This window comes from Chelativorans sp. M5D2P16, from assembly GCF_034427935.1.
Taxonomy (GTDB): domain Bacteria; phylum Pseudomonadota; class Alphaproteobacteria; order Rhizobiales; family Rhizobiaceae; genus Chelativorans.
The window spans coordinates 334,349-359,080 of the sequence record NZ_JAXQNM010000038.1; the positions used below are offsets into that span (position 1 = coordinate 334,349).

24 protein-coding genes are annotated in these 24,732 nt (G+C 64.6%); 12 read left to right on the forward strand and 12 right to left on the reverse strand.

Translation table 11 applies throughout. The features are described 5' to 3' along the window. Positions 1 to 115 precede the first annotated feature (115 nt). The gene (locus SIN08_RS19390) at positions 116 to 1,024 is read left to right on the forward strand and encodes a LysR family transcriptional regulator (RefSeq protein WP_322453242.1); all 909 of its coding nucleotides are present in this window, start codon (positions 116 to 118) and stop codon (positions 1,022 to 1,024) included. Between the two features lie 31 nt (positions 1,025 to 1,055). Here the strand turns inward: SIN08_RS19390 and SIN08_RS19395 are convergent, their stop codons facing one another. Beyond that, positions 1,056 to 1,721, reverse strand: a complete 666-nt coding sequence (locus SIN08_RS19395; protein WP_322453243.1) for a YggS family pyridoxal phosphate-dependent enzyme — start codon at positions 1,719 to 1,721, stop codon at positions 1,056 to 1,058. A 128-nt stretch (positions 1,722 to 1,849) separates the two neighbouring features. On the opposite strand from SIN08_RS19395, the gene leuS reads away from it, so the two are divergent. From leuS to SIN08_RS19410, 3 genes are all read left to right on the forward strand, one after another. Continuing rightward, positions 1,850 to 4,468 (forward strand): leucine--tRNA ligase, encoded by a 2,619-nt coding sequence (gene leuS, locus SIN08_RS19400; protein WP_322453244.1) that lies wholly within the window; start codon positions 1,850 to 1,852, stop codon positions 4,466 to 4,468. 25 nt (positions 4,469 to 4,493) lie between these two features. After that, positions 4,494 to 5,030, forward strand: coding sequence for an LPS assembly lipoprotein LptE (gene lptE, locus SIN08_RS19405; RefSeq protein ID WP_322453245.1), 537 nt, complete (start codon positions 4,494 to 4,496; stop codon positions 5,028 to 5,030). A 130-nt stretch (positions 5,031 to 5,160) separates the two neighbouring features. Next, entirely contained in the window at positions 5,161 to 6,087 is a 927-nt protein-coding gene (locus SIN08_RS19410) for a GNAT family N-acetyltransferase (protein WP_322453246.1), read from the forward strand. A gap of 193 nt (positions 6,088 to 6,280) precedes the next feature. Here the strand turns inward: SIN08_RS19410 and SIN08_RS19415 are convergent, their stop codons facing one another. The 5 genes from SIN08_RS19415 to SIN08_RS19435 form a co-directional block, all read right to left on the reverse strand. Beyond that, complete coding sequence (locus tag SIN08_RS19415) at positions 6,281 to 6,985, reverse strand: YafY family protein (RefSeq protein WP_322453247.1); 705 nt, start codon at positions 6,983 to 6,985, stop codon at positions 6,281 to 6,283. Positions 6,986 to 7,654: 669 nt separating this feature from the next. Further along, on the reverse strand, positions 7,655 to 8,155 hold the full coding sequence (locus tag SIN08_RS19420; RefSeq protein WP_322453248.1) for a RidA family protein: 501 nt from the start codon (positions 8,153 to 8,155) through the stop codon (positions 7,655 to 7,657). Between the two features lie 65 nt (positions 8,156 to 8,220). Then, a complete protein-coding gene (locus tag SIN08_RS19425; RefSeq protein WP_322453249.1) occupies positions 8,221 to 8,634 on the reverse strand; it encodes a cytochrome c in 414 nt (137 codons plus the stop codon). 44 nt (positions 8,635 to 8,678) lie between these two features. After that, positions 8,679 to 10,280, reverse strand: a complete 1,602-nt coding sequence (locus SIN08_RS19430; protein WP_322453250.1) for a flavin monoamine oxidase family protein — start codon at positions 10,278 to 10,280, stop codon at positions 8,679 to 8,681. A gap of 309 nt (positions 10,281 to 10,589) precedes the next feature. Next, positions 10,590 to 11,381 (reverse strand): 3-oxoacyl-ACP reductase family protein, encoded by a 792-nt coding sequence (locus SIN08_RS19435; RefSeq protein WP_322453251.1) that lies wholly within the window; start codon positions 11,379 to 11,381, stop codon positions 10,590 to 10,592. Positions 11,382 to 11,530: 149 nt separating this feature from the next. Between SIN08_RS19435 and SIN08_RS19440 the strand changes: the two genes are divergently transcribed. After that, positions 11,531 to 11,692 carry a hypothetical protein gene (locus tag SIN08_RS19440; protein WP_322453252.1) on the forward strand — a complete coding sequence of 54 codons (162 nt, stop codon included), beginning with the start codon at positions 11,531 to 11,533 and terminating at the stop codon, positions 11,690 to 11,692. Positions 11,693 to 11,710: 18 nt separating this feature from the next. Here the strand turns inward: SIN08_RS19440 and SIN08_RS19445 are convergent, their stop codons facing one another. From SIN08_RS19445 to tkt, 6 genes are all read right to left on the reverse strand, one after another. Further along, positions 11,711 to 12,460, reverse strand: coding sequence for an SGNH/GDSL hydrolase family protein (locus tag SIN08_RS19445; RefSeq protein ID WP_322453253.1), 750 nt, complete (start codon positions 12,458 to 12,460; stop codon positions 11,711 to 11,713). Between the two features lie 62 nt (positions 12,461 to 12,522). Continuing rightward, positions 12,523 to 13,548 carry a class I fructose-bisphosphate aldolase gene (locus SIN08_RS19450; protein ID WP_322453254.1) on the reverse strand — a complete coding sequence of 342 codons (1,026 nt, stop codon included), beginning with the start codon at positions 13,546 to 13,548 and terminating at the stop codon, positions 12,523 to 12,525. Positions 13,549 to 13,652: 104 nt separating this feature from the next. Next, positions 13,653 to 14,849, reverse strand: coding sequence for a phosphoglycerate kinase (locus SIN08_RS19455; RefSeq protein WP_322453255.1), 1,197 nt, complete (start codon positions 14,847 to 14,849; stop codon positions 13,653 to 13,655). Positions 14,850 to 14,923: 74 nt separating this feature from the next. After that, the gene (locus SIN08_RS19460) at positions 14,924 to 16,777 is read right to left on the reverse strand and encodes a potassium/proton antiporter (RefSeq protein WP_322453256.1); all 1,854 of its coding nucleotides are present in this window, start codon (positions 16,775 to 16,777) and stop codon (positions 14,924 to 14,926) included. 126 nt (positions 16,778 to 16,903) lie between these two features. Further along, on the reverse strand, positions 16,904 to 17,917 hold the full coding sequence (gap, locus tag SIN08_RS19465) for a type I glyceraldehyde-3-phosphate dehydrogenase (protein ID WP_322453257.1): 1,014 nt from the start codon (positions 17,915 to 17,917) through the stop codon (positions 16,904 to 16,906). Between the two features lie 124 nt (positions 17,918 to 18,041). After that, positions 18,042 to 20,036 carry a transketolase gene (gene tkt, locus SIN08_RS19470; protein WP_322453258.1) on the reverse strand — a complete coding sequence of 665 codons (1,995 nt, stop codon included), beginning with the start codon at positions 20,034 to 20,036 and terminating at the stop codon, positions 18,042 to 18,044. Positions 20,037 to 20,316: 280 nt separating this feature from the next. Here tkt and SIN08_RS19475 point away from each other — a divergent pair, with 280 nt between their 5' ends. The 7 genes from SIN08_RS19475 to SIN08_RS19505 all read left to right on the forward strand — a co-directional run bounded on the left by SIN08_RS19475 (position 20,317) and on the right by SIN08_RS19505 (position 24,732). Continuing rightward, complete coding sequence (locus tag SIN08_RS19475) at positions 20,317 to 20,589, forward strand: DUF4164 domain-containing protein (protein ID WP_322453259.1); 273 nt, start codon at positions 20,317 to 20,319, stop codon at positions 20,587 to 20,589. Between the two features lie 115 nt (positions 20,590 to 20,704). Beyond that, positions 20,705 to 21,064 (forward strand): cell division protein ZapA, encoded by a 360-nt coding sequence (locus SIN08_RS19480; protein ID WP_322453260.1) that lies wholly within the window; start codon positions 20,705 to 20,707, stop codon positions 21,062 to 21,064. A 63-nt stretch (positions 21,065 to 21,127) separates the two neighbouring features. Beyond that, positions 21,128 to 21,709 carry a ribosome maturation factor RimM gene (rimM, locus tag SIN08_RS19485; RefSeq protein ID WP_322453261.1) on the forward strand — a complete coding sequence of 194 codons (582 nt, stop codon included), beginning with the start codon at positions 21,128 to 21,130 and terminating at the stop codon, positions 21,707 to 21,709. Further along, positions 21,706 to 22,404 carry a tRNA (guanosine(37)-N1)-methyltransferase TrmD gene (trmD, locus tag SIN08_RS19490; RefSeq protein WP_322453262.1) on the forward strand — a complete coding sequence of 233 codons (699 nt, stop codon included), beginning with the start codon at positions 21,706 to 21,708 and terminating at the stop codon, positions 22,402 to 22,404. The genes rimM and trmD overlap by 4 nt, the downstream gene beginning before the upstream one ends. A gap of 32 nt (positions 22,405 to 22,436) precedes the next feature. Further along, entirely contained in the window at positions 22,437 to 22,787 is a 351-nt protein-coding gene (locus tag SIN08_RS19495) for a DUF488 domain-containing protein (protein ID WP_322453263.1), read from the forward strand. Positions 22,788 to 22,907: 120 nt separating this feature from the next. Beyond that, on the forward strand, positions 22,908 to 24,014 hold the full coding sequence (locus SIN08_RS19500) for a DUF3182 family protein (protein ID WP_322453264.1): 1,107 nt from the start codon (positions 22,908 to 22,910) through the stop codon (positions 24,012 to 24,014). After that, positions 23,998 to 24,732: an alpha/beta hydrolase family protein gene (locus SIN08_RS19505; RefSeq protein WP_416208103.1), complete on the forward strand. Its 735-nt coding sequence runs from the start codon at positions 23,998 to 24,000 to the stop codon at positions 24,730 to 24,732. The genes SIN08_RS19500 and SIN08_RS19505 overlap by 17 nt, the downstream gene beginning before the upstream one ends.

The window sequence follows — 24,732 nt, forward strand, 5'->3', positions numbered from 1 at the left end:
TGGGTGGAACGCACCGCGCCGACAGCACGCGGCGGTGAGTGGCCCATAGATGGACGACGGGGAATTGTTGATGTAGACCGCTTGAAGGAAAATGATTTGTGACCTGGTTTCACGAATGGCGCGAAACGAGACCAACCGGCTGCGGGAAATCGAGGTGTTCGTTGCTGTGGTGGAGGCGGAGAGCTTCTCCGCGGCCGCGCGCCGCCTGCGGATGACCCCGTCGGCCGTCAGCAAGCTGATCGCCCGGCTGGAGGAGCGGCTGGGCATCCCCCTCATCCGCCGCTCGACGCGGCGCCTGCAGATCACGGCCGAGGGTGCGGCCTTCTACGAATCCGGCGTGCGTATCCTGGGCGAGGTCGCCGCCGCCGAGCGGGAAGCTGCGGCCGGTGCCGTCCCGCGTGGACGCCTGCGCGTCAACAGCAACGTCCCGTTCGGCCATCACTGGCTGATTCCCCTCCTGCCGAAATTCCAGGCGCTCTATCCGGAGGTGGCCGTCGACGTGGTGCTGACGGATCACGTGGTCGACCTGATCGAGGAGCGCGCTGACCTGGCCATCCGCACCGGACCGCTCAAGGCGCCCAACCTGATCGCGCGTAAGCTCATCCAGACCCGGATGGTCGTCGTGGCCGCACCCTCCTATCTCCGGACGCACGGGACGCCGAAAACGCCCGCCGATCTGGAAGGGCACCGGATGTTGGGCTTCTGCTTTCCGCGCTTCTTCGAGGGCTGGCCCTTTGTCGACGAGTCGGGAAAGCCGATCATCATCCGGCCGAGTGGCGGCTCGCTGATCAACGACGGCGAGAGCATGCGCCTGGCCGCGCTCGCCGGCGCGGGGATCGCACGCCTTTCCCATTGGCACCTGCGGGCCGATATCGAAGCGGGGCGGCTCGTTCCGCTGCTGCAGGACCACAATCCGGGCGACGAGGAGACGTTCTATGCGGTCTATGTCGGCCAGGGCAAATACTTGCCCGCCCGCGTTCGCGCGTTGTTGGATTTTCTGGTGGCGAACGTGAAGACGGGCTGAGGCGGAATGCGGTGCAGGAGAGGCCGCCGGCTCAATCGCGCGCGCCGAAAATGGCCGAGCCCACACGAACGCTGGTGGCGCCAAAAGCGATGGCCGTCTCGAAATCCGCCGACATGCCCATGGAGAGCTTCGCCACGCCCGCCTCGCGCGCGATCTTTTCCAGGAGCGCGAAATGCGGGCCGGGGTTCTCGTCGAGCGGCGGAATGCACATCAGCCCCTCGATCCCGAGCCCGTGCGTCTCCCGACAGCGGGCGACGAAGCTGGCGGCCTCGCGCGGATCGATGCCGGCCTTCTGCCCCTCCAACCCGGTATTGACTTGGACATAGAGCCGCGGACGCCGGCCCTGCTTGGCCATCTCCGCGGCGAGCGCGCCGGCGATCTTTTCCCGGTCCACCGTCTGCATGACGTCGAAGAGCGCGACCGCGTCCTTCGCTTTGTTGGATTGCAGCGGGCCGATCAGGTGCAGTTCGATATCCGGATGCTCTTCCTTGAGCGCCGGCCACTTGGCCTGCGCCTCCTGGACGCGGTTTTCCCCGAAGACCCGCTGGCCGGCCTTGATCACGGGCCGGATCGCCTCGGCGTCGAAGGTCTTGGAAACCGCGACCAGTCCTATATCTTCCGCAGCGCGGCCGTTCTCGCGCGCGGCTTCGGCGATCCTGTCCCTGACGGCTTTCAGATTGCGGGCGGCATCAAGCATGGGTCGGTGCAATCTCCTCTAAATCGCGTTCCTGCCGCCGGGAATGGCGGCACGGAGTTGACGGTTCCCGCAAACCATGGTGAAGGTCCGCCGGAAATTTCTCGTTCTTTGTATGTGAAAAAGCGGTCATGGCAACCGAACGTTACAATCCACGCACATCCGAACCCCGCTGGCAGAAGGCGTGGGAGGAGGCGCGCCTCTACGAGACCTCCAATGAGGACGGGCGGCCCACATATTATGTGCTGGAGATGTTTCCCTACCCCTCCGGCCGCATCCATATCGGCCACACGCGCAACTACACCATGGGCGACGTCGTCGCCCGCTACAAGCGCGCCAGGGGGTTCAACGTGCTGCATCCGATGGGCTGGGACGCCTTCGGCATGCCGGCCGAGAACGCGGCCATGCAGAACAAGGTCCACCCCAAGGAGTGGACCTACCAGAACATCGCCACCATGCGCGCCCAGTTGAAGATGATGGGCCTGTCGCTCGATTGGAGCCGCGAGTTCGCCACCTGCGACGTGGACTATTATCATCGCCAGCAGATGCTGTTCCTCGACTTCCACGAGAAGGGGCTGGTGACGCGGAAGACGTCCAAGGTCAACTGGGACCCGGTGGACCAGACAGTGCTCGCCAACGAGCAGGTGATCGACGGCCGCGGCTGGCGCTCCGGCGCGCCGGTGGAACAGCGGGAGCTGGCGCAGTGGTTCTTTAAAATCACCGACTATTCCGAGGATCTGCTCAAGGCCATCGACGAACTTGACGAATGGCCGGAGAAGGTGCGGCTCATGCAGCGCAACTGGATCGGCCGTTCCGAGGGCCTGTCGATCCGCTGGGCGCTGGTGGAGGACACCGCCCCCGAGGGCGCGGACGAGCTGGAGGTCTACACCACGCGTCCCGACACCATCTTCGGCGCCTCCTTCATGGCGATCTCGGCCGACCACCCGCTGGCACGCAAGGCCGCCGCGGACAATCCGCAAATTGCCGCCTTCATCGAGGAATGCCGGCGCATGGGAACCTCCGCCGCCGCGCTCGAAACGGCGGAGAAGAAGGGCCTCGACACCGGCATCCGCGTGCGCCACCCCTTCGATCCCGACTGGACGCTGCCGGTTTACGTCGCCAACTTCGTGCTGATGGAGTACGGCACGGGCGCCATCTTCGGCTGTCCGTCGGGCGACCAGCGCGACCTCGACTTCGCCAACAAATACGGCCTGCCGGTGATCCCGGTCGTGATGCCGGAAGACGCCGATGCGGCCACCTTCCAGGTCACGGAAGAGTCCTATTCGGACGACGGGATCATGATCAACTCGCGCTTCCTGGACGGCATGACGAACCGGGAAGCCTTCGAGGAGGTCGCCCGCCGGCTGGAGAAGGAAGCGCTGACGGGCCGCCCCGTGGCCGAGCGCCAGGTGAATTTCCGCCTGCGCGACTGGGGCATCTCGCGCCAGCGTTACTGGGGCTGCCCGATCCCCATGATCCATTGCGATGCCTGCGGCGTTGTTCCCGTTCCGAAACAAGACCTCCCGGTGGAACTGCCGGAGGACATCGATTTCGATAAGCCCGGCAACCCGCTGGACCGGCATCCCACCTGGCGCCACGTTCAATGTCCGAAGTGCGGTGGCGATGCGCGGCGCGAGACCGACACGATGGACACCTTCGTCGATTCCTCGTGGTATTTCATCCGTTTCGCCACACCCGATGCCGAAACGCCGACGGTGCGTGACATCGCCAACCGCTGGCTGCCCGTGGACCAGTATATCGGCGGCATCGAGCATGCGATCCTGCACCTGCTCTACTCGCGCTTCTTTACCCGCGCCATGCGCGATACCGGCCACCTGGATTTCGACGAGCCGTTCAAGGGCCTGTTCACCCAGGGCATGGTCGTGCACGAGACCTATCGTGCGCAGGACGGGCGCTGGCTCGCACCGAGCGAGGTGCGTGTGGAAGGCTCGGACGGGGGACGCAACGCCATCGAGATCGCCACGGGCAACGGCGCTGTGATCGGTCCACTTGAAAAGATGTCGAAATCGAAAAAGAACACGGTGAGCCCCGAAGACATCACCGAATCCTTCGGGGCCGACACGGCGCGCTGGTTCATGCTGTCCGATTCGCCGCCCGAGCGCGACGTGGAGTGGACCGACGAGGGTGCGGCCGGCGCGCATCGCTTCGTCCAGCGCGTCTGGCGCCTCATCTGCGAGGCCGCACCCGCCATCGAGGCAGCACAGCCGCGCTCTGCAAAGGAGGGTGAATACGCTGCGATCTCGAAGCCGGCGCACAAGGCGCTGAAGGCCGTGGGTGAGGACATCGAGCGCTTGGCCTTCAACCGCGCCATCGCCCGCATCCACGAACTCGTCAACGAGTTACAGGGGCCGCTCGGCGCGTTGGATGTCGATGCCGCGCAGAGCGCCCGGGCGGCGGCCCGCGAGGCCGTCGAATTCGTCATCCAGATGATCGCACCCTTCATGCCGCACCTGGCCGAGGAGTGCTGGGCACGGATCGGCGGCGAGGGCTTCGTCGCCGCCAGGGCGTGGCCGGACTTCGATCCCGACCTCGTTGTGGATAACGAAATCGTGCTGCCGGTCCAGATCAACGGCAAGAAGCGCGGGGATTTGACAATCGCGCGCGATGCGGATCAAGCTACGGTTGAAAAGGCGGTTCTCGGGCTCGATTTCGTGCAGAAGGCGCTGAACGGTGCCGCTCCGCGCAAGATAATCGTCGTCCCGCAGCGAATCGTCAACGTCGTCGCCTAGGGCCCTAAGCTGTCAGGGAGCACCCGTGAACGCCATTCTCAGAGCTTCGGCCCTTGCCGGCCTGATCGTCATGCTGTTTTCCGCCGCTGGCTGCACGGTCCGCCCCATGCTGGCGAGCCAGCCGGGATTGGCCGGCGAAGAAAAGGCGGCACTCTCGGCGATTTCCGTCGACCCCGTTTCCACCCGGCACGCGCAGGAGGTGCGTAACCACCTGATCTTCCTTCTGAACGGCGGCGCCGGCCAGCCCGAAAATCCGCGCTACCGGCTCGGCCTGACGGTTACGACCGCAGCCCTCGACGCCGCCCAGATACAACAGGGCAGCGAGAGCGAGCCGTCCGCGGGCATCGTCACAGTCACCGCACAATACCGGCTGATCGACAGCCAGACCGGCAATGTCGTCGCCGGCGGCCAGGAGCAGGCGAGCGCCTCCTTCGACCGGCCACTCCAGGAGTTCGCGGTGATGCGCGCCGAACGCGATGCCGAGGACCGGGCTGCGCGCGAGGCCGCCGAGTTCATCCGCCTGGCGGTCGCCCAGGACCTGGTGCGTCTGGACACGCGCTAGGCAGGCTGTGATATTGTGCAACATCGTTTTTTCGCTTCAGGAACAAAGCCTGCCTGCTGCCTCTTGAGTAGTGTCGTCATTGCGTCGTCATAGTTTTCGGTGAAACAGCCGCTAACGGAGTGCTTCGCTCATGGATCTTCATACGACGCTGATGTCGGTTGCTGGAGTGCTTGGGGGGCGCGTGCTCAGGCGCGAGGCGACCCCGGCCCATGAAGCGCCGCATATCGTCGATCAGCTGATTGCGGAGCGGACCTTCCATCTTTCCCGGCACCCCCTATGGCCGGTGGCGCGGCCGTTGCTTTACCGCTATTTCCATTATCGGCAGGCGCTCGTCATGGCCGACGAGATCGCCGAGCTGTCGGGTCATGATGCCTTCGCCTATATAAGCGCGCTGTTGTCGCTGAACGTCTCCAGCGAGGGCATACGGAACATCCCCGACAAGGGTGGCTTCATCCTTGCCCCCACACACCCGACCGGAATCGCCGATGGGATCGCCATCTACGACCTCATGAAGGAACTGCGCCCGGATTTGGCCATTTTCGCCAACCGCGATGCACTGCGCGTCAATCCCAATTTCCGCGATCTCATCATTCCGGTCGAGTGGCGGCCGGGCGAGAAATCGCACGCCAAGAGCCGCGACACGCTGGAGAAGACCGCCAAGGCCTTCACCGAGAACAAGGCCGTCGTCCTGTTTCCCGCCGGCCGCATCGCCTACTGGAACGACGACAAGCTGACGGAGCGCCCCTGGCAACCGTCGGTGGTGGCCCTGGCGCGGCGTTACGAGGTGCCGGTGATCCCGGTCAACATCACGGCGCGCAATTCGGGTCTGTTCTATCTCCTGTCGAAATATTCGACGGAGCTGCGCGACATGACGCTCTTCCACGAGCTCCTGAACAAGAAAGGCCGGGGCTTCGACATGAAGATCGGCAAGCCGATCGCCCCGGAAAGGCTCATAGGAGAGCCGGTGGAGATCGCTGCACAACTGCAGGAGCACGCGGTGTCGCGACTGCGCGAGGATCCCGAGGCGGAGTTTGCGTGCACGCCGGTTCCGGCCTGAGTTCACCCCCCTGCAGCCAGCACTCCCGAAGCCGGAGTGTATGAGCGCGGGTTTCGTTTCCTAACGCCTCCAAGTGGGCACGTTTGCGGCAAAGCTGCGATATGCCGGCCGCCGGAGGGCGCGAATCGGCCAAACTATCGGAAAGCACGCGAGAGACTTCACACCTCATGCAGGTCCGCCCGCGAGCCTTATCTCACGCGTGCCCGTTGCCGCACCCCTCGCGCAGTTCGAGGCGGCGATAGAAATCGGCAAGCTGCTTTCCACGCTCCGGCTTGAAGCTGTGGCCGGCCTCCTCCATCAGCACGATGCGGTCGATGCGGAAGGCGCGGAAGTCGTTGCGCAGCTCGCACCAGGCGACCAGGGTCCACACCTTCCCCCAAAACCACAGGCCAAGCGGCCGCACATCGCGCTGGGTCGTGCGGCCCGCCTCATCGCGATAATCGAGCCTCAGCACCCGGCGCTTCTCCACCGCGCGATCGAGAACGTCGATGGTCATGCGCTCGGCATCGCTGATCACCCAGTCGGGCGTATGGATCTCCGTGCGCGAGATGCGTTCGCGCTCGTTCTCCGGCAGTACGGTGCCGATCTTGACCAGCGCCTCCTCGGCCGCCCGCGCCATGGTCACACCGCCAAAGGCGCGCACCATGCGTGCGCCCGTCACCAGTGCGACGATCTCGTCACGGGTGAACATCAACGGCGGCAGTTCGAACCCTTCGCGCATGAGGTAACCGACGCCGGCCTCGCCGTCGATCGGCACACCCGTCGACTGCAGGTCCGCGATGTCGCGATAGATCGTCCGCTCCGAGACCTCGAGCCGCTCCGAAAGGATGCGGGCGGTGACCAGGCGGCCGCCACGCAAGTGCTGAACGATTTGGAAAAGTCGATCTGCGCGACGCATGAAGACCGCTCCTCACGCAAGCGATCCGGGATGAGGATCTTCGGAGCCGGAAGGATACACAAAACGATCGGCGAAAATAGTCACGGCCATCAAATCTGCCCTCTGTGTCGTCATCCGGCACACTGCCACAGCCCTCCTGACAACATTGCGTCAGGAGGGTGTCAGGGCGGGAGTCGCTTGTTCGGCCGAACGGCATCATCGTGTTTTGCGCGAGAAGTGAGCGGAATCCATTCCGCGGTATTGACCGTTCGGAACGGTTCCCGCGCACGGCTATGGCTTTCCTGGACGGTTCCTGGTTCGCTCACGTGAATGCCTAAACCCGCCGCGGCGGCCTTGTGGGTTCCCAGCCGATATCCCTTTGCAGGCTGGGAGGCAGGTCGTTCATGATCCGCTCGCCGATTCGGCGGCGCCGGCGCTGCCTGAGGAATTCGGCAAAGCGAACCATGACTCGCAGTACTGGCTGACCGACGATTGCCATGGCTTCTCATCCTCCAGCTGAAATGCCGCCGAAGGATCGCACAGCCATGGTGACAACGTTTGGTCAGGAGACCCCGGGCAGGACCGGTGCGAACATTCCTGCCTGACAGCAGGGCCGCCCGCTGCCGCCAGGTCGCGAAAAGGTGCGACGGTTCGGCAGCGGGGAAGTCGATTGTCGGAAGGGGCGACCCTTCAGGGACGGACCGCAGTCACTTCAATCTCGACCAGAAAGCCCGGATTGGCGAGCCCGGCGACCTGGACAACGGACCGAGACGGCAGGTTCGGCTGTTCTTCCGTACCAAAGAATTGCGTGTAACCTTCCATGAAGCCGTCGAAATCCATCCGGCCGCCGTTTTCGGGATCGCCCACCAGGAAAACCTGCATTTTCACAACGTCGCCCATCGTCAGGTCGAGGCGCTCGAGTGTCTTTTCAATGGACTCCAGCACGGAAACGGTCTGGGTTGTCGTATCTCCAAAGGCAGCCACGCTGGACCTGTCGGCCTGCTCGTCGACCACCGAGGGGATCGCGCCGCTCAAATAAACCGTGGTCTTGCCGGCCGGGATTTCGACCGCCTGGGCAATCGGGAAATCCGAGTTAGGGATCTTGTGGCGCACGATGTCCTGAGCCATCGCACTTCCGGCCACGAGCATGCCAGCCATCAGCATGGCAGCACCGATCCGCACTTGAATCATACGCTTTCTCCTCTTTTGCAGATGGATCGGGGCGACAACGAAGGTCCGCGCCGCCCCCAGGCACTTTACCGGCTGGCGGCCACGTCTTCGGGTTTTACCGCATCCTGGTAATCGTTGCCGAAGTGGGTACGCACGTAATTGACCACGGCGGCCACCTGCTCGTCGCTCATCATCTGGCCGACGGCCGGCATGTTCTTGAAGCCGTGCAGCACCACATAGACGGGATAGCTGCCCGCCGCCAGGTTCTCGTTTCCGGCAAGGGCCGGATAATTGCCGGCGCCGGTCGCGCCCTGCCCCTGGTCCATATGGCAGGCGGCGCAGACGCTGGCGTAGAGTTCTTCCCCGCTCTTTTCACCGAACTTGTCACCTTCACTCAGCGTTATACCTGCCGAATCGGCGAGCGCGGCCGGTCCCGCGAGCGCGGTTGCGAAGAGGGAAGCGGCGAGGAGGCCGAAAGACCGTAAGGATTTTTCTGTCATGGTGGCACGCCCTTCAGTTGAAGAGGAAAAAAGGACCGACATGATCACCCCGCCACGACGCGCTGGTGGAGCCGTGTGATCGCATCCAGGGACGACAGGATCGCCCCCTCCATCCAGGCGGGGATATAGGATGCGTGCTCGCCGGCAAGCACGATGCGGCCATCGATCTTGCAGAGATTCTCGTAGTGCTCCTTGCGCATCTCTTCCGTCCAATCGCCGGCGCAACCGAGCGTGAACGGCGAACGGTGCCAGGCCCACGAGACGCCGTTCTCGAACTCCTCCTTGTATTGCGGGTGGATCTGCGCGCCGTATTCGACGGCCCGCTTGACCCGTTCGTCGGGCGCCATGGAGGTGAACTCATAGGAGTTCGGCCCCTGCCAGGTGTAGCACCCCAGAAGAACGCCCTTGCCCTTGGTGTTGAAGTCAGTGCTCGGGTAGGAAATCTGGGAGATCGGCAGGTCGGTGTAGCTGACGCCGCCGAAGATCAGGTCGTCCTCCTCCCAGAAGCGGCGCTTGAACTGAAGACCGACCTTGACCGAGGAGGCATAGGGCACGGCTTCGATCGCCGCCTGCATATCGGCGCCGACATTGATGTCGATCTGGCTGAGGATCGTCAGGGGAATGGTGCACACGCACCAGTCGGCGCTCGCCTGCTGGGTGGTTCCGGGATTCTCGCTGTCCTCGTAATAGGCCGTGACCCCGTTGTCGCCCTGCTCGATCTTGGTGACCTTGGCATTGTAGGTGATCAGGTCGCCGACTTCCCTGACAAAGGCCTGGGCGATCATGTCGATGCCGCCGACCGGCTGGAACATGGTCGTCTGGAATTCGTAGAGCGCGAAGTTGGCAAGGTTGCCCCAAAGACCCGAATTAAGAATCGCGGAAAGACCGAGCGGTTTTCCAGGCGTGGGTGCCGCGCCGAGGCCTCCACCCGGATCTTGTTCGAAGCCGCGGTACTCGCTGGTATGGATGCTCTCCTTGTAGGCGTAGTTCTCGTCGAGCACGCCCCAGGAGCGAAGAGCCTCCAAAAGCATCTCCTGGTCTTCCTTGGTGACATCGCCTTCAAGTGCGCCCTTCTGGGTGACCTTGGCCAGCAGTTCCGATGTATGTCCCCGAAGATCGGTCTTGATGTGGCGCACGCGCTGCGGCTTGCCGCCGAATGCGTCCTTGGAGTGCAGGAAGGCGTTGTGGTTGAGCTGCTGGAAGGGCTCCAAGGTCACACCGAGGCGCTTGCAGTAGTCAAGCAGACCGTGGTGATGATAGGGAATCCGCCACGGGCCGGGATTGAGGTAGTGCCCCTCGTCGAATTCGCATTTCTGAGTGGCACCGCCCAGCTCCGTCACCGTGTCGCCACCGCGTATGGTCCAGTTACGGCCGCCGGCCCGGTTGTTGTATTCCAGTATCTGCACGCTGTAGCCGGCCTGACGCAGCTCGAGCGCGGCCGTCAGGCCGGCCAATCCCGCGCCGAGGATCAGGACGGAAGCGCCCTTCGGATCGCCTTCGAGCTTGATGGGGCCCTTGTAGCCGGACTCAGCCGCCAGTCCGAGGGTGGTCATGGCATGGTACATGGCCGCGCTGCCCGCGGACATGCCGATCAAGGAAAGGAGATTGCGCCGGGTCAAGCCGGTAACGAGCTGATGGTCCTGCATTTTTTGATCCTTCTGAGCGACGGTCTGCCGAACGGCAGCGCAATGCCCGATGAGAACTCCCTCTCGTGACGCAGGTCACGAAGGCAGCCTATGCCTGCCACCAACCAAGTCAACCGAAGCAGTCGCGATGGAACAATAGTCCGTTAAACTCTGGCGCAAGGAGAAAAGTTTCCGCCGCAAGTCTTGCGCGTAAGGAAAGTTCGAGAATGGATCACGCGGCATTCGCTCGCGCAGATGATCCTGCGCGATGCGGTTATCCGGAAAAGTTCCGCCGAAAGCGGTTCACTCTCGGCCACCGGCTTCCCGCCCCTATTCCTCTTCCCGCACGGGAACCGTGTAGTTGAGCGGCAGACGCCCGCCATCCGCGTAGATGGTCTGGCCGGTGATGTAGCTCGCGTCGTCTGAGGCCAGGAAGGCGGCGATTCCGGCGATTTCGTGCGGATCGCCGATGCGGCCGAGCGGCGTGCGCGATAGGATCCGGTCGCGGGCGGCAGAGTCGGCGTTCACGCTGGCCAGGATGTCGGTCATGATGGAGCCGGGGCCGATGGCGTTGACGCGGATGCCGTGCGGCGCCAGCGACAGCGCCATCACCTTGGTGAGCTGGTTCACGCCGCCCTTCGAAACGGAATAGGGTACCTGGTTGGCGATGGCGAAAACGGCGTTCACCGACGACATGTTGATGATCGCGCCCGCCGCGCCGCCGCCCTTCACCTTGTCGACCATATAGCGGGCGACGGCCTGGCCGACGAGGAAGGTGCCCTTGAGATTGACCGCCAGCACGCGGTCGAAGTCTTCCTCCTTGAGGTCGAGGAAATCCGCCCCGTGCACGATGCCGGCATTGTTGACCAGGATATCGATATCGCCCAGCGACTCGACGCTGGAGGCGACCAGGTTGTGCACGTCCAGGCTTTTGCCCACATCGGTCTTGACGAACCGCGCCTCGCCCAGCTTCTCGAGATCCTTCAGCGCCCGCTCGCCCTTTTCAGAGTCGATATCGGCAATGACGACGCGCACACCCTCGCGCAGGAAGCGCTCGGCTATGGCATAGCCGATGCCGCCGGCCGCTCCCGTCACGATCGCCGTTTTTCCGTCCAGAGCCATGATCTCACCTCGTCAGTATCCTGCGCCGGAAACTGAGCCGCCCGCGCTGCAAGGTCAAGCTGCATCTCGCCGACTCCCGGCCACCTTTTGACAGCGCGGCGCAAAGAAGGGCACAAGGAGGAACACTCATTCACCGGTTTGCCCGCGCAATGACCAAAATCCTCTCGCTGCTGATCATGGCCATGATGGTCCTGCACCTCATCAGGCCACTGGGCCTTCCCGGCCTGAAGAGGCGGCAGGACTTCTGGAAGCTCGCCGTGGCCGCCCTGGCCGCGATCATGGTGACTGTCGGCATCAGCCATAGTTGGTAACCGTCGGGAGCCGCCGCCTCAGGCGACCAGCCGTCCCGGCCGGTGGGTCTGTTTCTCTTCCTGCATATAGGCCAGAAGATGCTCGGCCCAGGCACGGTAACCGTCGGCCGAGGCGTGAAACCCGTCATCGGAGAATCCGGCTTCGGGATCTTCGATCGGCAACCGCTCGGCCGGCACAGCGCCGCGTTCCAGGCACAGCGCCGTGCCCATCCGGTTGATGAGCGAGGCGCGGATTTCCAGGATCTGGCCGAGCGCCGGCGGCAGGGCCGGCACGCTGCGCATGTCGACCACCGGCGACCAGACGATCAGCGCCTCCGGCCACCTGGCCCTGAGTGCATAGAGAAGGCCGCCGAACTCACGCTTGAAGCGGCGCACCGTATGGAAGTTTTTTACATCGTTGGTGCCGACGGCCAGAACGATGTGCGTCCATTCCTCGGCCGCCAGATTGGGCACCACGTGATCGCGGATCTCGCCCGCCGTGGCGGAGTTGAAGCCGGCCGCCCGCCAGACCACCGCGCGCTCGTGGCGCAGCGCGATGAGACGGGCGAGCTGCGCCGGCAGCCCAACGTCGGTATCGGCGATGCCGACGCCGGCAACCGAGGAATCGCCCACCACCAGGAGGCGCACCGTCGGCTCGGCCCCGTCGATGCGGTGGCGTACCCAGCCGGTTGGCGGCAGCATGCGGCGCACACGCAGGCGAACGCCGATGCCCTGCCAGGCATAGACGGGAAAGGCGAGCCAGGACAAAAGCGCGGCGAAAAAGCCCATCCCCTCCTATATCTCAGCTTTGCGACGGGCGGCAACGCGGGCCAACGCCGCGCCGGATGGCTTCAGGCGGCCTTCTCCAGATCCGCATTCCATTCGCCGCGTGCGGCGAGCGCGTTCATCCGGGCACGGTGCGCGAAGGCGCGCTGGCCGGCAGCCACATTCTCGTCCCGGCCGCTCCACGCCTTCAGGGCCGGCGCCTGCAGGGCCCGGCCGTAGGAGAAGGTGAGCGTCCAGGGAAGGTCGTGACCGGCGTTCATGATCGACAGGTGCGCCGTCGCCTCCTCGTCGGACTGGCCGCCGGAGAGAAAGGCAATCCCGGGAACGCTCGCCGGCACGGTGGCCTTGAGACAGCGCACGGTCTTCTCCGCCACTTCCTCCCGCGAGGCCTTGCGCAGCTTCTGGCCGTCGATGACCATATTCGGCTTCAGCACCATGCCTTCGAGCACAACGCGTGCATCGTAGAGTTCCTGGAAGACCGTCTTCAGAACCCACTCGCTGACGTCGTAGCAGCGGTCGATCGTGTGACCGCCGGGTGTGCCGTCCATCAGCACCTCCGGCTCGACGATCGGCACGATGCCGGCCTCCTGGCAAAGGGCGGCATAGCGCGCCAGCACCTGGGCGTTCTGCTTGACCGCACCCCATGACGGCAGGCCCTCGGAAATGGAGATGACGGCGCGCCATTTGGCAAAGCGCGCGCCGAGCCCGTGATACTCTTCGAGCCGCTCGCGCAGTCCGTCGAGCCCTTCGGTGATCTTCTCTTCGGGGAAGCCGGCCAGCGGCTTGGCGCCCTTGTCCACCTTGATGCCGGGCACCGCGCCCGCGCGCGCGATCAGGTCCACCAGCGGTGTGCCGTCCCGCGCCTGCTGGCGGATCGTCTCGTCATAGAGGATGACGCCGGAGATATAGGTCTGCATCGCCTCCTCGGCGCTGAACAGCATCTCCCTATAGTCCCGCCGCGTATCGGCCGTCGAGTCGACGCCAACCGAATCGAGGCGCTTCTTGATCGTGCCGGTGCTCTCGTCCGCGGCCAGAATGCCCTTGCCCGGGGCCAGCATCCGGGCTGCGATGTCCTCAAGGCGTTCACTCATCTTACCTGCCTCCTGCATACTATCTAGAAGCCGTTACCAGATGAAAGGACAAAACGGAATGCGGACAGGATTCCCCTAATCGATTGAAATGAAAAGATGTTCCTTTATTTCGCCAGAGCCGCCACACCGGGCAGGACCTTGCCTTCCATCCACTCCAGGAAAGCCCCGCCAGCCGTCGACACATAGGTGAAATCGTCCGCCACACCGGCCTTGTTGAGCGCCGAGACCGTGTCTCCGCCGCCGGCGACGGAGACCAGTAGGCATTCCCGCGTGCGAGCAGCCGCATGGCGCGCTGCGGCGACCGTCGCCCGGTCGAAGGGCTCGATCTCGAAAGCTCCGAGCGGCCCGTTCCAGACCACGGTATCGGCCCGGTCGAGCCATTCCTTCACCGTCTCGATACTCTTTGCTCCGACATCCAGGATCATGGAGTCTTCGGGGACCGCCGAGACGTCGACCACCTCGCTTTCCGCGCCGGCCTTGAATTCCCGCGCCACGACGACGTCGACGGGCAGGACGATGGCGCAGCCGGCGCTCGCCGCGTCGACCATGATCTGCTTGGCGGTTTCGCCGAGGTCGTGCTCGCACAGCGACTTGCCGACACCCGTGCCGCGTGCGGCGAGGAACGTGTTAGCCATGCCGCCGCCGATCACCAGGGCATCCACCCTCTTGACCAGGTTGAGCAGGAGATCGATCTTGGTCGACACCTTGGCACCGCCGACGATCGCCAGGACCGGGCGCTTCGGATTGCCGAGTCCCTTCTCCAGCGCCTCGAGCTCGGCCTGCATGGTGCGCCCGGCATAGGCGGGCAGGAGATGCGCCAGCCCCTCGGTCGAGGCGTGCGCCCGGTGGGCCGCGGAAAAGGCGTCGTTCACATAGATGTCGCCGTTTTCGGCGATGGCCCTTGCGAATTCGGGATCGTTCCCTTCCTCGCCTGCGTGGAAGCGCGTGTTCTCGAGAAGCAGGATATCGCCCGATGTCATGTCGTCGACCGCCGCCTTCGCGGCCTCGTCCACGCAATCCGCGGCGAAAAGGACCCGCCTGTCGAGCGTGGTCTCCACCGCCCTGGCGATCGGCTCAAGCGAGGCTTCCGGGTCACGCTTGCCCTTCGGCCGTCCGAAATGGGCGAGCAGGATCACCTTGGCCCCTTTGTCCGCAAGTTCGACGATGCCCGGCGCCACGCGCTCGATACGTGTCGTATCGGTTACCGAACCGTCTCGCACCGGTACGTTCAGGTCGACACGCATGAGCACGCGCTTGTCCCGCACGTCGCCCAGATCGTCCAGGGTTTTGAAATCGGCCATCGATGCGTTATCTCCTCGCTTTGCCGGTGCCCGGGAGGAACATACAACCCGCGGCGCGGGAGGCAAGACCGTCGCTAGTCGCTGCTCGCATCGGTCGCAGCCGCCCCGCCGCGCTTGCGGCGCGCGATCCACCACCGGCGAAGGAAGGCCCACAGCCGACTCAAGGCCTCACCGGCACTGATGAAGACCGGCACCGGCGCGGGCGGCGGCGGTGGCTCCACGGAAAGGCCGATGCTGATGATCCGCCCGTTCTCGTCGACGTCGCGCACGATGAGTTCGATGCTGCCGAGCGGCAGGCGGTCGCCATATTCGGCCCGCCCGCCGAGACGCTTGCGCACGAAGTCGGCGATTGGCAGCGCCTGATCCTCTTCGCTCAGGCCGAGCGCATAGGCCGCCTCGATATCCTCGGCGGGCCGCTCGGGATCGACCGCGAAGGCGCCGAAGAATTCCGTATCCTCCGAATCCACCTCCGCGGGGCTGGCGAAGAGCCGGTCGAGCAGGCGGGGATAGCGGTCGGGCACGAAGATGTAGACCCGGTCACCGGCCATGAGCCGGCCGGCATACTGGTAGGTCATGGAGCGCCCCTCGCGCACGACGAGAGACGGGCGTGCCCAGCGCGGGATGCGCTCGCCCCGCTCCACCGGACTGCCGGCGACGACGCGATAGGCCAAGAGCTCGTGCCGGACCGAGCCGGGCAGTTCCAATTCCACCTTGTCGACCGGTCCCGAGCGCGGCGGCACGATCATGCCGAGCCTGCGCGCCACCGGGCCGATGCTCCAACCCTGCACCATCAGCGAGACGAGCACGATGAGAAAGGCGATATTGAAGATGTTGCGGCCGTTCTCCAACTCGTCGATGAGCGGCAGGAGCGCAAGCAGGATCGACACGGCGCCCCGCAGACCCACCCAGGAGATGAACGCGGTCTCCGCGCGCGAATACCGGAATGGCGCCAGGCACACCGCCACCGCCACCGGTCTGGCCACGAAGATCAGGAACAGGCCGATAAGCAGGGCGGGTAGCGCTATGGTCGGAAACTGCGACGGAGTCGCGAAGAGTCCCAGCACCAGAAACATGATGATCTGCGCCAGCCAGGTGACCCCGTCCTGGAAGCGCTTCAACATGGCCGTGGAACGCATCTGCACATTGCCCGCCACGAGCCCGGCGACATAGACCGCCAGGAAGCCCGACCCGCCGACGGAACCGGCAAGCGCGAAGACAAGCAGCGAGAGCGCCAGCACGAAGATCGGCAGAAGCCCCTGCTCGAGGCGCAGCCGCGTCACCAGCCGCACGATGAGATAGCCGCCGGCCAGCCCGGCGACGAGCCCGATGCCCATCTGCTGCAGGAAACCGAGCGCCACTTCCCGCGCCAGCGCGCCCCCGTCGATCTGCACGCCGGCGGCAATGACACTGACCAGAGATATGGTGAGGAAGATGGCCATCGGATCGTTGGAGCCCGACTCCACTTCCAGGGTGGAGCGCACCCGGTCGCGCACAGAGATATTGCCGACCCGCAGCAGGAAAAACACCGCCGCGGCGTCCGTGGAGGCCACGGTGGCACCGATCAGGAAGCCTTCCAGCCAGTCGAACCCCGCGAAGTAGCGCGCGGCAAGTCCAACCAAAGCGGCGGTGAGGACGACGCCCAGCGTTGCAAGCACGATTGCCGGCGCGGCGGCCGCGCGAAAGCTGGCTAACTTCGTGCCGAAACCGGAGTCGAAAAGGATGACGGCAAGTGCCAGCGAGCCGATGAAGAAGGCCACCGAGGCATTGTCGAAATCGAGCCCCAGCCCGTCGGTTCCGGCAGCAAGGCCGATGCCGAGGAAGACGAGCAGAAGGGGGGTGCCGAAGCGGAAAGCGATCAGGCTTGAAAACGCGGCAAACAGCACGAGTGCCGTGGCTATCAAGATAATCAGATAGACTGCCTGATCCATGGTCCTCTCTGAAGCGAGTCAACCGCCGCTAAGGTGCGGCGAATGCTCCGCTCGTGCAAGCGGGCGGTACAAACAAAAATACCCGGCACCATGGCCGGGTATTTCCGTCCAAAGCTTTTTCCGAAATCAGCCGAGCGTCTTGCCGATCACCACCGCCACATCGGCCATGCGGTTGGAGAAGCCCCACTCGTTGTCGTACCAGGACATCACCCTGACCAGATCTCCCTCGATGACCTTCGTCTGGTCGAGCGCGAAGGTGGAAGAGGCGGGGTTGTGGGAGAGATCGATGGAAACGAGCGGCTCATCCGTATAATCGAGGATGCCCTTGAGCGGACCTTCCCTGGTGGCTGCAACCAGCGCCTGGTTCACTTCCTCGACGGTCACCTTCCGCTTCGGCACGAACTTGAAGTCGATGACCGACACATTGGGAACCGGCACGCGGATCGACACGCCGTCGAGCTTGCCTTTCAGTTCCGGCAGCACCAGGCCGACGGCGCGCGCGGCCCCCGTCGACGTCGGGATCATCGACATGGCGGCGGCCCGGGCGCGGTAGAGGTCCTTGTGCATGGTGTCCAGCGTCGGCTGGTCGCCCGTATAGGCGTGCACCGTCGTCATGAAGCCCTTGTCGATGCCGAAGGCATCGTGGAGCACCTTGGCGACCGGCGCCAAGCAGTTGGTCGTGCAGGAGGCGTTGGAGATGACCTCGTGCTCGGCGGTGATCTTGTCGTGGTTGACGCCGTAGACCACCGTCAGGTCGGCACCGTCGGACGGCGCCGAAACGAGCACGCGCTTGGCGCCGGCGGTAAGATGCGCCGAGGCTTTCTCCTTGGAGGTGAAGATGCCGGTGCACTCCAGCACGACATCCACGCCAAGCTCGCCCCAGGGCAGATTGGACGGATCGCGCTCGGCCAGAACCTTGAAGGAATCGGAGCCGACGACAATCGAGTCGCCCTCGACCTTGATCTCACCGGGAAAACGGCCGTGCACGCTGTCGTAGCGCATGAGATGCGCGTTCGTTTCCACCGGGCCCAGATCGTTGACGGCGACGACATCGATGTCCTTGCGGCCGGACTCATAAATGGCGCGTACGACATTGCGCCCGATGCGGCCAAATCCGTTGACGGCTACTTTGACAGTCATGAACTACCTCCGGCGTGCATGGTGCCGCGCCCATGCGCGGCGGAATGATTGTTCTTGGCGGCGCCCATTACAACAATACAGAACTTGCAGGCGCCGCGGCCAGTGATCAAACGCCGCACCTCAATCAGCGGCCGGCATGAAGTCGCGCCTCGACCGCCCGCACGGCGGCCTCCGCGGTGATGCCGAAATGCTTGTAGAGTTCCGGCGCCGGCGCGCTGGCGCCGAAGCCGCTCATGCCGATGAAGATTCCATCGATTCCGATGAAGGAATCCCAGGCTTGGCGGACGCCGGCCTCGATCGCGACTCGGATGGGGGCTTCGCCGAGGATAGCCTCGCGATAATCCTCCGGCTGGCCCTCAAACAGCTCGAAACAGGGCACCGAGACCACCCGGGTCGGGTGGCCGCGCTCCTCGAGCATGGCCTTTGCCTGAACGGCGATTTCCACTTCGGAACCGCTGGCGAAGATCGTCACCTCCGGCGCGTCGCTCGCGGGAGCCAGTTCGTAAGCGCCGCGGGCGCAAAGATTGTCGTCTTCGAATTCGCGCCGCACTGGCTCCAGCTTCTGGCGCGTCAGCGCCATCGTGGAGGGCGTCTTCCGGGAATTCAGGGCGAGTTCCCAGCATTCGGTCGTCTCCACCGCGTCCGCTGGACGGAAGACCTGATGGTTCGGGATCGCCCTGAGCGCCGCCAGATGCTCGACCGGCTGATGCGTCGGGCCGTCCTCGCCGAGTCCGATGGAATCATGCGTCATGACGAAGATCGAACGGATGCCCATCAGCGAGGCGAGCCGCATTGCCGGACGCGCATAATCGGAGAAGGTGAGGAAGGTGCCCCCATAGGGGATAAGCCCGCCATGCAGCGCAATCCCGTTCATGGCCGCCGCCATGGCGTGTTCGCGAATGCCGTAATGGATGTAGCGGCCAGTGAAGTCGTCGGGAGTGACGGAAGCGGTCTGGCTCGTCTTCGTATTATTGGAGCCGGTGAGGTCGGCCGAACCGGCAATGGTCTCGATCACGCAGTCATTGATGACCTCGAGCGCCATTTCCGAGGCGTTACGTGTGGCGACCTTCGAATTCTCCTGCGCCAGCTTCTTCTTGTACTCGAGGATTGCCGATGGCAGCGCCTCGGGCAGGTCGCCGCGCATACGTCGCTCGAATTCGCCGCGCGTCTCCGGATCGGCCGCGGCAAGCCGCGTCTTCCAAGCGCCGCGCTCCTTGGCCGAACGCAGGCCGGCAAGCCGCCAGTCATCCAGAATGTCCGAGGGCACGACGAACGGGTCAGCCTCCCAGCCAAGCGCTTTGCGCGTGGCGGCGATCTCCTCCGCACCGAGCGGCGAGCCATGCGCCTTGTTTGTGCCGGCCCGTGTCGGGGCGCCGTGCCCGATAACCGTGCGGAAGGCGATCATCGTCGGCCGGTCGGACTGGCGCGCTTCCTCGATCGCTGCGGCGATGGCATCGGGGTCGTGCCCGTCGACCCGAATGGTCGACCAGCCCGAAGCGGCGAAGCGCGCGCACTGGTCGGTCGAATCAGCCAGCGACACCGGGCCGTCGATGGAGATCTGGTTGTCGTCGAAAAGCACGATCAGCTTGGAAAGCCGCAGATGGCCGGCAAGCGCCAGCGCCTCCTGGCTGATGCCTTCCATCAGGCACCCGTCGCCCACGAGGGCGTAAGTGTGGTGATTGACGAGATCGTCGCCGAAGCGGGCGTTCAGGAGCCGCTCGGCGATCGCCATACCCACGGCGTTGCCGAGACCCTGGCCGAGCGGACCGGTCGTGGTCTCGATGCCGGCGGCATGACCGTATTCCGGGTGGCCGGCCGTGCGCGAGCCGAGCTGGCGGAAATTCTTGATCTCCTCGAGCGTGATGTCCTCATAGCCGAGAAGATAAAGCAGCGAGTAGAGCAGCATCGAGCCGTGCCCGGCCGACAGCACGAACCGGTCGCGGTCCGCCCACTGGGGGTTCTTCGGATCGTGCTTCATGAAGCGCGTGAACAGCACGGTGGCAATGTCGGCGGCGCCCATCGGCAGGCCGGGGTGGCCCGATTTGGCTTTTTCGACGGCGTCCATGGACAGGAAGCGGATCGCGTTCGCCATCCGGTCGTGTTTCTCGCGTGAAATCATCTCTGCTCGCTGAATCGGCTGCCGGTTGTTTTCAGGCAAAGGGCGCTCTCGCTCACCCAGGAAAGCAGGCGACACATAGCAGCTAGGCGGCCCAAGTCAATAAACGGCGACAGCGTTGGAAGGTTCATGCCCGCAGCGTCACGAAAGGCGGCAATTTGCGCAAAGCGGGGGATAGCCGCCAATCGAGTTGACGGCCCCTTAACCCGCCGCGTAATCTTTCGGTTATAAAATCTTATGATTGCGCGCGATTCGCAGGCGGGTGGGCCGGGAATGGGTTGCAATGTCTGGCGATACCACACTCAAAGATGCAATCGGCCGCCTTGGAAAAGCCGTTGAGGCGCTGGAAGCTGCCGCCGAGGATCGGCTGGAGAAGGAAAGGGACTTCGCGGAGGCCGAGGCGGAGGTCCAGCGCATGGGCGCCGACCGGGCGCGCCTCGCCCAGGAAATCGACAAAACCGAAGCAAGAGCGGAGCGCCTGGCGGAAGTGAACCGCGAGGTCTCACGGCGATTGGTCGCCGCAATGGAGACGATCCGCGCCGTGCTTGATCGCTAGAGCATTTGCAGGCGAGTGGCCTCGCTTGCCGTTGCACAAATGCAGCAGAACAAACAGATAGAGCGAAGGTGTAGCGAGAGCGAGCGCATCACGCTTCAGGCCCCGGGTGGAAGGAATGGCACAGGTAACTGTCACGATCGATGGAAAAGCCTACCGCATGGCCTGCGACGAGGGCCAGGAGGAGCATCTGTTCAACCTCGCCCAGCGCTTCGACCGCTATGTAGGACATTTGAAGGACTCGTTTGGCGAAATCGGCGACCAACGCATCACCGTGATGGCCGGAATCATGGTCATGGATGAGCTGGTGGAGCTGCAGAGGCGCATGCAGGCCCTGGAAACCGAAATCGGCGCATTGCGCAAGACCCGTGACGAGGCACTTTTGAAGGTCGATGAGAACGACGTCACGCTGAGCAGCACGCTGGCCGAACTGACCGAGCGCATCGAGGCGGTGGCCTCCAAGCTCGCCAGCTCTTGAGTGATCTTCGCAGGAAGCCAGAGCGGAATGGCGCGCCTCGGCGCGCGGGGAAACGGCGACAGGATGACCAGACCGCGCAACCCGGTTCAGCTTGCCATCGTGGGGGCCGCCCACGGCATACGCGGGGAGGTGCGGGTGAAGCCGTTCACCGAGGACCCCCTGGCGCTCGCCGATTACGGCCCGCTCTACACAGGCGACGGCCAGCCGCTCACGATAACCGCCATCCGGCCCGCGAAAGACGTGGTGATCGTCCGTTTCGACGGAATTGCAGATCGTAACGCGGCCGAAACATTGACTGGAGAAGCCCTTTTCGTCGACCGTTCGGCCCTGCCCGCGGAATTGGAGGAGGAAGAATTCTACCACGCCGATCTGGTCGGCCTGAGGGTCTTCGACGAAGCGGATGCTGAACACGGGACGGTGGTCGCCATCCACAATTTCGGCGCCGGCGACATTCTGGAAATCCGTCCCGCCTCCGGCCCGACACGGATGATTCCCTTCACTCGCGCGGCGGTGCCCGCGATCGATTTCGGCAACGGCACGATCCGCATCGACAGGGAAGCGGCGGGGTTTGACATCGAGGAGCGGCAACCCGGCGAGATCATGCAACCGACCGCGCGCGGACGGAAAACCGGGAGCGGCCGTTGAACTTCCGTGCCACCATCCTCACGCTCTATCCGGATATGTTCCCTGGTCCGCTGGCCCTTTCGCTCGCCGGCCGCGCACAGGAGGCCGGCACGTGGGCCCTGGAGACGGTACAGATCCGCGACTTCGCCACCGACAGGCACCGCAGCGTCGACGACACGCCCGCCGGCGGCGGCGCCGGCATGGTGATGCGGGCGGACGTGCTTGCCAGCGCCATCGATCATGCCGCGCCGCCGGGCGATCCCCGCCCAAAGCTCTTGATGAGCCCGCGCGGCCGGCCACTCACCCAGGCGCGCGTGCGCGAACTGGCCGCCGGCCCCGGCGCCGTCATCGTCTGCGGGCGCTTCGAAGGCGTGGACCAGCGCATCATCGAGGCGCGGGCCCTAGAGGAGGTCTCGGTTGGCGACTACATCCTGTCCGGCGGCGAACCGGCTGCGCTGGTGCTTCTGGATGCCGTCGTGCGGCTTCTGCCCGGCGTCATGGGCAACCAGGCCTCGGGCGCGGAGGAGAGCTTCGAAAGCGGGCTCCTCGAACATCCGCATTACACCCGGCCCTCCAACTTCGAAGGCCACGCGATCCCGGATGTCTTGCTGTCGGGCAATCACGCCAGGATCGGGGCATGGCGCCACGCCGAGGCCGAACGACTGACGAAGGAGCGGCGGCCGGATCTTTGGAAGGTCTACAAGGATCCGAAATAAACGCTTTCGGCCACCGATCGGAGGCACGGGGTATGCGACAGATCAAGATCAAGCGCCTTTACGACGCGCCCGCTCCCGAGGACGGGTTTCGCGTCCTTGTCGATCGCCTCTGGCCACGCGGTATCGCGAAGGAGAAGGCGGAGATCCACCACTGGGCGAAGGAGGCCGCCCCGTCCACGGAACTGCGCAAATGGTTCCATCACGACCCGGAGCGGTGGAACGAGTTTGAACGCCGCTACCGCGCCGAACTCGCGACGCGAACGGATCTGCTCCGCGAGATCGTGGCGTTGGGCGGTGACCGGCCGCTGACCCTTCTCTATTCCGCAAAGGATCGCACCCATAACCAGGCGGTCGTCCTGAAGGATGTGCTGGAACGGATCTGAACCGGCACAAGGCCCGTGCCGGCGCGGCCAGCGGTCGCCACCCGCAGGCCCTTTCGGAACCTTCCACGGACATGCGCCGTTCGATGCGCTCGTAAACGGATCGCAAGGCGTAGCTCACGGATGTCCGGAATCTCTTCGAGCAGAACCGTCTACACGCACGGATGCGTGCAGGATGGGCACGAGGCGGCAACGCACGACTTGCTGGCCCGGCGGCTTGCCGGCCTGCTCGGCTTCGCCTTCGGTGGCGCCTGCGAAAATTTCGGGATCGACGAGACCTCCTATCTCATTCCGCGCACCTCCCTCAGTGGCGCCGAGACAGCATCCCGCTACCGGATTGGCCACGAGGGCGATTTGCTCGGCGGCTGGGTGCCGGAGGCCTACATGGCGACAAAAGCGATCCTGCACCCACTCGTCTCGCCAAGGGCGGCAGCCCCGCCGGGATGGCCGGAACGGCTGACACGGGCGGCCAGCGACGTGACGCTGCCCGGCTTCACCGCCTTTTCGCTCGATGATGCCCGCGCGGCAGGTGAGATCCTCCGCCCGCACGGACCCGTCCGGGCCAAGCCGGTCCACGGCACGGGCGGGCATGGCCAGGCGGTCGCCGCCACCGCCTTGGAACTGGAGGACGCGCTCGCCCACCTTGCCGCACAATACCCGCCGGGCGATGGCCTTGTTCTGGAGGCCGACCTTTCACAGGTGATCACCTATTCCGTCGGCCAGCTGCGTCTCCCGCATCTAACCGTCAGCTATTGCGGCACGCAGTTTCTGACGACGGACAATACGGGCCATGCGGCCTATGGCGGCTCGGAGCTTACCGCCGCCGTGGGCGGGTATGAGAACCTGCCGGCCGAGATCCTGCCGGCCGCAATGGCGCGGGCGGCCGCTTGTGCCGCACGTTTCGACGGGCTGGCGGACCGGCATCTGTCCGGCCTGATCGCCTCCAGGCGCAATTACGACGTCGCCGCTGGCCGACTGGCCGGCGGCGCGCCGGCAATGGGGGTCATCGACCAGTCCTGGCGTGTCGGCGGAGCGACCGGGGCGGAGATCGTTGCCATCGAGGCGCTTTCACGCAACCCCGACGCCCGGGCCGTGCGTGCGCGGTCCACCGAGGTTTACGGAGCCGGACAAATACCTCCGGAGGGCGCCCTGGTCTGCTATCATGGTGAGGACCCCGCGGTCGGACCACTGCTCAAATACGCTTTCGTGGAGGATGTCCTTGCGCGTTAGCCCACTGAAAGTCCCCGTCGCACAGGATCTGCTCTCGGGCCAACTCGTCGAGCCGCAGACCGGGCTGCCCGGCGTTCTCTTCATCCATGGCTGGAACGGCAGCCAGGAAAGGGACCGCATAAGGGCACGGGCCCTTTCGCAGTTCGGCTTTGTCAGCCTCACCTTCGATCTGCGCGGCCACGGCGCATCGACCAACGACATTCACGCCATGACCCGGGAAGACCATCTCCAGGACATCTGCGCAGCCTATGACACGCTCGCAAGGCAGCCGCAGGTGGACCGGTCCTCCATCGCCGTGGTGGGCAGCAGCTATGGCGCCTATCTCGCCACCGTGGCAACCGCGCGGCGGCCCGTCCGATGGCTGGTGCTGCGCGTGCCCGCCCTATACCGGGACGAAGACTGGGACCGGCCGAAAGCGCAGCTCGACAGGGAGGATCTTGCCAGCTATCGGCGCTTCCTTGTTTCATCTGACACCAACGTGGCGCTTCGCGAATGCAGCCGCTTTACGGGAGACGTGCTTATCGTCGAATCGGAACACGACGAGATCGTTCCCCATCCGGCGATCGCCAGCTATCTCACGTCCTTCGTCCAGGCCTGCTCCGTCACCTACCGCATCATCGCGGGCGCCGATCATGCACTTTCGGACGAGGCGAGCCGCAGGGCGTACGATCAGTTGCTGTCGCACTGGCTGCGCGAGATGATCTTCGGCGCCCGCTGA

Coding starts and splice junctions, on each gene's coding strand:
- SIN08_RS19455 (WP_322453255.1), bottom strand. CDS start 14,849: ATGGCCGATTTCAAAACCCTGGACGATCTGGGCGACGTGCGGGACAAG.
- SIN08_RS19450 (WP_322453254.1), bottom strand. CDS start 13,548: ATGAGTGAACGCCTTGAGGACATCGCAGCCCGGATGCTGGCCCCGGGC.
- SIN08_RS19395 (WP_322453243.1), bottom strand. CDS start 1,721: ATGCTTGATGCCGCCCGCAATCTGAAAGCCGTCAGGGACAGGATCGCC.
- SIN08_RS19440 (WP_322453252.1), top strand. CDS start 11,531: ATGACCAAAATCCTCTCGCTGCTGATCATGGCCATGATGGTCCTGCAC.
- SIN08_RS19475 (WP_322453259.1), top strand. CDS start 20,317: ATGTCTGGCGATACCACACTCAAAGATGCAATCGGCCGCCTTGGAAAA.
- SIN08_RS19495 (WP_322453263.1), top strand. CDS start 22,437: ATGCGACAGATCAAGATCAAGCGCCTTTACGACGCGCCCGCTCCCGAG.
- SIN08_RS19425 (WP_322453249.1), bottom strand. CDS start 8,634: ATGACAGAAAAATCCTTACGGTCTTTCGGCCTCCTCGCCGCTTCCCTC.
- SIN08_RS19415 (WP_322453247.1), bottom strand. CDS start 6,985: ATGCGTCGCGCAGATCGACTTTTCCAAATCGTTCAGCACTTGCGTGGC.
- SIN08_RS19430 (WP_322453250.1), bottom strand. CDS start 10,280: ATGCAGGACCATCAGCTCGTTACCGGCTTGACCCGGCGCAATCTCCTT.
- gap (WP_322453257.1), bottom strand. CDS start 17,917: ATGACTGTCAAAGTAGCCGTCAACGGATTTGGCCGCATCGGGCGCAAT.
- tkt (WP_322453258.1), bottom strand. CDS start 20,036: ATGATTTCACGCGAGAAACACGACCGGATGGCGAACGCGATCCGCTTC.
- rimM (WP_322453261.1), top strand. CDS start 21,128: ATGACCAGACCGCGCAACCCGGTTCAGCTTGCCATCGTGGGGGCCGCC.
- SIN08_RS19410 (WP_322453246.1), top strand. CDS start 5,161: ATGGATCTTCATACGACGCTGATGTCGGTTGCTGGAGTGCTTGGGGGG.
- leuS (WP_322453244.1), top strand. CDS start 1,850: ATGGCAACCGAACGTTACAATCCACGCACATCCGAACCCCGCTGGCAG.
- SIN08_RS19480 (WP_322453260.1), top strand. CDS start 20,705: ATGGCACAGGTAACTGTCACGATCGATGGAAAAGCCTACCGCATGGCC.
- SIN08_RS19500 (WP_322453264.1), top strand. CDS start 22,908: ATGTCCGGAATCTCTTCGAGCAGAACCGTCTACACGCACGGATGCGTG.
- SIN08_RS19420 (WP_322453248.1), bottom strand. CDS start 8,155: ATGATTCAAGTGCGGATCGGTGCTGCCATGCTGATGGCTGGCATGCTC.
- SIN08_RS19505 (WP_416208103.1), top strand. CDS start 23,998: ATGTCCTTGCGCGTTAGCCCACTGAAAGTCCCCGTCGCACAGGATCTG.
- SIN08_RS19435 (WP_322453251.1), bottom strand. CDS start 11,381: ATGGCTCTGGACGGAAAAACGGCGATCGTGACGGGAGCGGCCGGCGGC.
- SIN08_RS19390 (WP_322453242.1), top strand. CDS start 116: ATGGCGCGAAACGAGACCAACCGGCTGCGGGAAATCGAGGTGTTCGTT.
- SIN08_RS19460 (WP_322453256.1), bottom strand. CDS start 16,777: ATGGATCAGGCAGTCTATCTGATTATCTTGATAGCCACGGCACTCGTG.
- SIN08_RS19445 (WP_322453253.1), bottom strand. CDS start 12,460: ATGGGCTTTTTCGCCGCGCTTTTGTCCTGGCTCGCCTTTCCCGTCTAT.